The sequence below is a fragment of the Mycolicibacterium sichuanense genome (genome assembly GCF_033741125.1).
Taxonomy (GTDB): domain Bacteria; phylum Actinomycetota; class Actinomycetes; order Mycobacteriales; family Mycobacteriaceae; genus Mycobacterium.
In genome coordinates, this window is the sequence record NZ_JAWQPU010000019.1 from 20,545 (window position 1) to 27,736 (window position 7,192).

The following is a 7,192-nucleotide window of genomic DNA, read 5'->3' on the forward strand; positions in this document are numbered from 1 at the left end:
TCAGTACTCCACGTCTTGTGAGCGCTTGCGGATGATTGTGATCTCGTCACGCTGGTTGCCGGTGGGGCCGAGGTAGTTGAAGGCGAAGGTCAGCTGGGCATAGCCACCGATGAGGTGCGAGGGCTTCACCAGCAGACGCGTCAGCGAGTTGTGAATGCCGCCCCGCTTGCCCGACGTCTCCGCGATCGGGACATCGATGAGCCGGTCCTGGGCGTGGTACATGTACACGGTCCCCTCGGGCATACGGTGCGAGACGATCGCCCGCGCCACGACCACACCATTGCGGTTGACCGCCTCGATCCAGTCGTTGTCCTTGATCCCAACCTTGACCGCGTCGCGGTCGCTCATCCAGATGTTCTGGCCGCCGCGCGACAGCGACAGCATGAACAGGTTGTCCTGATACTCCGAATGGATCGACCACTTGTTGTGTGGGGTCAGGTACCGCACCGTGAGGCCCTCGACCTGTCCGCTCGAACCGTCGGAGACATTCCCGAGTAGGGGCTCGGCGAACAGCGCCGCCATGTTGAGCGGTGGCCGGTATACCGGCAGCCCCTCGCCGAGCTCGGTCATCCAGTCGTGGTCGAGGTAGAAGTGCATCCGCCCGGTCAGCGTGTGCCAAGGTTTCTTTCGCTCCACGTTGATGGTGAACGGCGAGTAGCGCCGTCCGCCGGTCTCGGAACCGGACCACTCCGGTGAGGTGATCACCGGGATGGGTGGGCCCTGGGTGTCGGCAAAGGTGATCTGCTTGCCCTCGTGTTCCTCAGCCAGGTCGGCCAGCGGCACACCAGTGCGCTTCTCGAGGGTCTTGAAGCCTTGCGTGGCCAGGTGGCCGTTGGTCGTGCCGGATAGGGCGAGGATCGCCTCGCAGACGTGCACGTCGCGCTTCAGCGAGGGTCGTCCGTCCGCCACGCCGCCGCGCACGGCACCGTTTTTGCCCCTGAGGTAATCGACCTGCTTGCTCAGCTCGAAGGTGACGCCCTTGGTGGTCGCTCCCAGGGTGTCGACCAGCGGTCCGAGCGCGTTCATCTTCTCGGCGACTGCGCCGTAGTCGCGCTCGACCTCGATCAGCTTGGGCATTGTGACACCGGGAATCGGCTCGCACTCGCCTTTCTTCCAGTCGCGCACGACGCCGTGTGGGTTGGCCATGGCGTCGGGCGTGTCGTGCGTAAGAGGAACGGCCACAACATCTTTACGCACGCCCAGTCGGGTAGCGGCGAGCTCGCTGAATTTCGCTGCGATCGTCTGCCACGCGTCCCAGTCGGTGCGGGTCTGCCAGGGTGGGGCGATCGCCGGGTTGAAGGAGTGCACGAACGGGTGCATGTCGGTGGTGTTGAGGTCGTGCTTCTCATACCAGGTCGCCGCCGGGAGGACGACGTCGGAGAAAATCGTGGTGCTGGTCTGACGGAAGTCGATGGTCATCAGCAGATCGAGTTTGCCCTCGGGTGCCTCGTCCCGCCACGTCACGTCGACCGGGCGCTGGCCCTCGGGCGTCTCGGTGGCCCGCAGCGACGAGTCCGTGCCGAGAAGATGTTTGAGGAAGTACTCGTTGCCCTTGCCGGACGAACCAAGCAGGTTGGCTCGCCAGATCGAGAGGATGCGCGGGTAGTTCTGCGGCGCATCGGGGTCCTCGCCGGCGAAGTCCAGTTCGCCGGACTTGAGCTGCTCGACGACGTACTCACCCACCGGCTTGCCCGCAGCGGCAGCGTCGTCGCTGAGGTCGAGCGGATTGCGGTTGAACGTGGGATATGACGGCATCCAGCCCATGCGGGCGCTCTGGGCGATCACGTCGGCGGTGGACATGCCCGCCAGCTGGCCAGTGCCGGTGGTGGCGGACAGGGTGTCGGCGCCGAAGTGGTCGTAGCGGAATTGGTTGGTGTGCAGATACCAGAAGGCGGTCTGAATCATGTTGCGGGGCGGCCGATTCCAGTCGAGCGCATTGGCGATCTGGGTGTAGCCCGTGATGGGGCGGACCTTCTCCTGCCCGACGTAATGTGCCCAGCCGCCGCCGTTGACTCCCTGGCAACCGGTGAGGTTGGTCAGGGTGAGAAACGCGCGGTAGATCGTGTCGGAGTGGAACCAGTGGTTGGTTCCCGCTCCCATCACGATCATCGAACGGCCCCGCGACTCCTCCGCGTTCGCGGCGAACTCCCGCCCGATCCGGGCTGCGGTCGCGGACGGGACGCCGGTGATGAGTTCCTGCCACGCGGGTGTGTACGGCGACTCCGCGTCGTCGTACCCGCTGGCCCACTGCCCCGGAAGCCCGTCGCGACCGACGCCGTACTGCGCGAGTAACAGGTCGAAGACCGTGGTGACCAGATGCCCGTCGACCCGACGGACCGGGACCCCCCTCGGAAGGTCGACGGCCGCCCCATCGGGTGTGTCGAAGCGCGGCATCCGCACCACGACGGTCTCTGCCGCGCCGTCGAGCAGCGAGAGAAGCGGGTCGACGTCGCCCAGTTCGAGGTTCCACCGGCCGACATCGGCGTCACCGAAACGGTGCCCGAGCGAGCCTTTCGGGACGACGGGCTCGCCGGTGCGCGAATCGATGAGGACGGTCTTGAAGGCGGCGTTCGCCTCGGCCGCGGCCGTCGGCGCCAGGTCGGCGGCCGTCAGGAACTTGCCTGCTGTGTAGGTGCCGCCACCGGCGTCGTCGAGCTTCACCAGGTAGGGCAGGTCGGTGTAGGTCTTGACGTAGTCGGTGAAGTACGGGGTCTCTCGGTCGACGAAGAATTCCTTGAGCACGACGTGCCCCATCGCCATCGCCAGCGCGGCGTCGGTACCTGGCTTGGCGGGCAGCCACTCGTCGGCGAACTTCACGTTGTCGGCGTAATCAGGCGCGACCGCAACGACCTTCTGACCGCGGTAGCGGGCCTCGGTCATCCAGTGCGCGTCCGGGGTGCGCGTGACGGGGAGGTTGGAACCCCACATGATCAAATAACCGGCATTCCACCAGTCCCCGGACTCGGGGACGTCGGTCTGGTCACCGAAGACCTGCGGCGAAGCCACGGGCAGATCGGCATACCAGTCGTAGAAGCTCAGCATCGAGCCACCGATCAGATTCACGAACCGGGCACCGGAGGCGTGCGACACCATCGACATGGCCGGGATGGGCGAGAACCCTGCGACCCGGTCAGGACCGTACTTCTGGATCGTGTGCACGTGCGCGGCAGCAACGATCTCAGCGGCCTCGTCCCACGTGGCGCGGACGAGACCGCCCTTACCGCGGGCGGATTTGTAGGCCATGGCGCGCTGAGGGTTTTCCACGATATGCGCCCAAGCCTTGACCGGATCGCCGTCGTGTTGGCTCTTGGCCTCGCGGTACATCTGCAGAAGCACGCCCCGGACATAGGGGTAGCGGACCCGGGTCGGTGAGTAGGTGTACCAGGAGAAGGCGGCACCGCGGGGGCAGCCACGCGGCTCGTACTCCGGGGAGTCCGGGCCCACCGAGGGGTAGTCGGTTTGCTGGGTCTCCCAGGTGATGATCCCGTCCTTGACATAGACCTTCCACGAGCACGACCCGGTGCAGTTCACGCCGTGCGTCGAGCGGACCACCTTGTCGTGGCTCCAGCGGTCACGGTAGAAGTCGTCGGCTTGGCGCCCCCCCGCCTTGCTGAGGGTCCGGAGGTCGTCGGAAATCTTCGCCTTCGTGAAAAAGCGGCGACTGCGCACCAGCGCGTCGCTGATCGCTCCGTCCATGCCCGGCTGCTGGGTCACGAGCTGGTCCTCTCGTCATCGATCTGGTGATTGCTGGATCGCCTGCTGCGATGAGCGTGCGGTGGCGCGGACGGCGGTGAGAGTGAATGCGAGTGCGAATGCCGCAGTAATGGACAGCATCCACAGTCCGATCGCGTAGGACTCGGTGCGTCCGTAGACATAACCCATGATCAGCGGCGGCACGAAGCCCCCCAGTCCGCCGGCCGCGCCGACCAATCCGGTCACCCCACCGACGCGCGATGGCTCGGTGACCTTGGCGATCAGCGCGAAGGTAGCGCCGCTGCCGGACCCGAGGGCGGCGGCCATGGCCAAGAACGCGGCCGTGCCGATCCCACCCAACGGCGGAGTGCCAGCCGAAATCGCAGCACCGACAACCACAATTGCGTATCCGCTGGCGAGCACCGGGATCGCGCCGAACCGGTCCGAGAGCCATCCTCCGATCGGGCGCATGATCACCGCAACCAGTACGAAGCCGGCCATCCGGTTGGCCGCGTCAGCAGCGGTAAGGCCGTGGGCGGTCTTTAGATAGGCCGGTAGGTACACCGAAAACGCGACGTAGCCGCCGAAGGCCACCGCGTAGAGGATGCTGGCCTGAATGGTGATTGGGAGTTTGGCGTTGGCCATGAGACGGGACATCAGGGGCGTGGTCGGCGCGGTCCGGCCCGGCGCATCCCGCAGGAACAGCCACGACACTGCGGCGTACACGGCGAGCACGACCGCCGTGATGACGAAGGGGACCTTCTCGCCGCCATTCGCGTAGAGCTTGACCGTGGTGAGCGCACTGATTGCGGTACCCCCCATGCCGGCACCGAATATTCCGATGGCGAGCCCCCGCCGCTCGGGCGGGAACCATGCGTTCACGAATGGGACGCCGACCGCGAACGCGGTGCCACCGATACCGAGGAAGAACCCGCCAACCAAGATTAGGACGTAAGAATTCAGAGCAAAGAACGCCAGGAACAGTATCGGCACGATCGTGGCCGCTGACACGAGCGGAAACATCACCCGGCCACCCAGCTTGTCGGTCAGCGCACCGACCGGGATCCGACCCAGTGAGCCCACGACCACCGGGACTGCGACCATCAAGGCAACGTCGGACTCGCTCAGCGCGCCGAGCGTCCCCTGATCGCGAAACAGCGGGCCCAAGGGGCTGAGCAGCGCCCAGGCCCAGAAGTTGACGACGAACCCGGTAGTGGCCACCGCCAGCATCAGCCACGGCGACCTCACCACATCGGTGGTCGTCACTTGGGCTGATCCTGCAGGCGTCATAGCCCAGGTCTCCGATCGAGGCGCTCGATTACCAAGACGCCCGGTATGTGGACAGAGAGCGGTAGCGGGTCGTGTCGAGCAACACGGATCGTCGCGTGGCGGAAGGCGGGTGGCATCAGGGTCACTACCTCAGTCCGCAAACGCGCCTGCGAACTAGGCGTGGGTTCCGATGTCCCCGCAGCGCGGGCATCAGCTTCGTCCGACGCGACGACTAAGGCGTCCATGACCTCGACTTCCCCACGCTCGCCACCAATTGGTGGCCAGTACCGCAATGGTTACCACAATGACGTTGACAGAAGGTGATACCGGAAAATCACAGAGCGACCGGATCGCGTGTCGACCCGGCCTCCGCCGCGGCGGCACACCGTGACACCGGTGAGGATGAACCGCCCCGGCAGGTCCGGAGACTGCCGTCCCGCCCGGATCAGCCGTCGTCGATCATGCCCCGGCCGGGGTGGGCCGCTCGCCATGCGGCCATCGCCGCATCCCACTCAACACCGTCGAGAGCCGTCAACGCAGCGGGAAAAAGCCCGTCCTCCTCCTTGGCGATGTGCTCGTGGAGGTCGATGACCGCCTTGCGGACCCGGTCCTGGTCGTGCGAATCCGATAAGTCGACCGCCTCCAGCAGTGCCTCCAGCTCGCGGTGTTCCCGCACGAGTGGGTCAATGTGCTCGGCGAACAAGTCCTCGCTACGCATCACCGCGAAGAGCCCGTTCTCCTCGCCTCGCCAGTGGGACCGAAGTTCGTCCGCCATGGCAGTCAACAGTTCGCGGGCTCGCTCGTGCTCGCCCCGGTCCAGCGCCCGCACCGCTTCGCCGCCATGGTCCATCGCCCGCTCGTGCTCCGCGATATAATCACGCAGCAGCGGCAGCTCCCGGCACCCGCAGTAGTGACACACGGAAACCTCCCACCACGAACTCGACTGCTTTCACACTAGGCCTGCCAGCGGCGTGACGCAGGGCACCCCACCGCTCAGGGAAGTCCACGCGAGCGGAAAGTCGCCGATCTGCGGGGCGGTGTGGTGGCAGTGGATCGCGGTGTGGTTCGCCGTGGCAATCATCGCCCACGATCTCATCGTGTTCCCGCTGTATGCCCTGGCCGACCGGCTCCTACCGCGGGCACGCCGAAACACCCACAGCGACAACTCATCCGCGTCCCGGCGGGTTCCGCTGACGAACTACCTGCGGATGCCCACCATGGCGGCCGGACTGCTGCTACTGCTGTTCTTCCCCGGCATCATCGAACAAGGCGGCGCGACGTTCACCGCCGCGACCGGGCTGACCCAAACCCCCTACCGGACCCGGTGGCTGCTGCTCACCGCCGCCTTCTACCTGATCAGCGCACTTTGCTACGCAACGAAAACTGCTATGCGACAACGACATGACTCGGAATAACCCACATCCGGCGCGTCGGCGGTGACGACGGATCCACGTCCTGTGCCGGGGCTGTGAGCACCTTCGTCCTAGTTAGAACACCGAGTTCCCAGGCTGCCTTAGCTATTTGGACGACTCCTCAGGACTGTGCGAGATATCGATAGGCGGTTGCTCGCCCTATCCCGAATGCCGCAGCGAGCTCCCGCACGGGTTCACCAGTCGCGGCCAGTCGGCGAAGCTGCTCTTGCCGACCCGCAGTGAGCTTATGCGGTTTGGTCGGCGGCAACTGCCGTATACGGCGAGATTCGCGTGAGGCAGCGCGCCGTTCCCGCCCCAGCTCAAGTTCGAGTTCGGCCAGGGTAGCCATGATGGCGGCGACTGCCCGTCCAGTTGGTGTGGCTGTGTCGATACCTTCACGCAAGGCGCGCAACACGATTCGATGCTCACCAAGTTCGGCGATGGTGCGGGTGACTTCGGCGACCGAACGTCCAAGCCGGTCGATGGCAGTGACGACCACGGTGTCACCGGCGCGGGCGTAGTCGAGCATCGCCGCCAGTCCCGGTCGGGTCGTGTTGGCCGCTCCGGAAAGTTTGTCGGTGAACACCCGGCTCCCCTCGACGCCGGCAGCGGTAAGGGCAGCAAGTTGCGCTTCAAGGTCCTGGCCCACGGTGCTCACTCGTGCGTAACCAAGAATTGCGGTCATACCGAAGACTGTCTCACTGCCTGCCGACATCGAGGATCTGAGACACGCGGTGTGAGACAAGACCTCCGATCACGCTAAGAGTCAATGGGTGGCGACGATTCTGGCGTGCGCTATCGCGAAGGGTTTCGGGACA

At 65.5% G+C, this 7,192-nt stretch carries 5 protein-coding genes; 1 reads left to right on the forward strand and 4 read right to left on the reverse strand.

Annotated elements, in window-relative coordinates; translation table 11 throughout:
• The 3 genes from SBI80_RS27965 to SBI80_RS27975 all read right to left on the reverse strand — a co-directional run bounded on the left by SBI80_RS27965 (position 1) and on the right by SBI80_RS27975 (position 5,854).
• Positions 1-3,696, reverse strand: coding sequence for a nitrate reductase subunit alpha (locus SBI80_RS27965; RefSeq protein WP_318978411.1), 3,696 nt, complete (start codon positions 3,694-3,696; stop codon positions 1-3).
• Between the two features lie 33 nt (positions 3,697-3,729).
• Positions 3,730-4,959: an MFS transporter gene (locus SBI80_RS27970; RefSeq protein WP_318978407.1), complete on the reverse strand. Its 1,230-nt coding sequence runs from the start codon at positions 4,957-4,959 to the stop codon at positions 3,730-3,732.
• A 448-nt stretch (positions 4,960-5,407) separates the two neighbouring features.
• On the reverse strand, positions 5,408-5,854 hold the full coding sequence (locus tag SBI80_RS27975) for a hemerythrin domain-containing protein (protein ID WP_413232832.1): 447 nt from the start codon (positions 5,852-5,854) through the stop codon (positions 5,408-5,410).
• A gap of 79 nt (positions 5,855-5,933) precedes the next feature.
• On the opposite strand from SBI80_RS27975, the gene SBI80_RS27980 reads away from it, so the two are divergent.
• Positions 5,934-6,377: a hypothetical protein gene (locus tag SBI80_RS27980; protein ID WP_318978409.1), complete on the forward strand. Its 444-nt coding sequence runs from the start codon at positions 5,934-5,936 to the stop codon at positions 6,375-6,377.
• Between the two features lie 118 nt (positions 6,378-6,495).
• Here the strand turns inward: SBI80_RS27980 and SBI80_RS27985 are convergent, their stop codons facing one another.
• Positions 6,496-7,059, reverse strand: coding sequence for a recombinase family protein (locus SBI80_RS27985; RefSeq protein WP_318978410.1), 564 nt, complete (start codon positions 7,057-7,059; stop codon positions 6,496-6,498).
• Positions 7,060-7,192: the final 133 nt, after the last annotated feature.

Coding starts and splice junctions, on each gene's coding strand:
- SBI80_RS27965 (WP_318978411.1), bottom strand. CDS start 3,696: ATGGACGGAGCGATCAGCGACGCGCTGGTGCGCAGTCGCCGCTTTTTC.
- SBI80_RS27985 (WP_318978410.1), bottom strand. CDS start 7,059: ATGACCGCAATTCTTGGTTACGCACGAGTGAGCACCGTGGGCCAGGAC.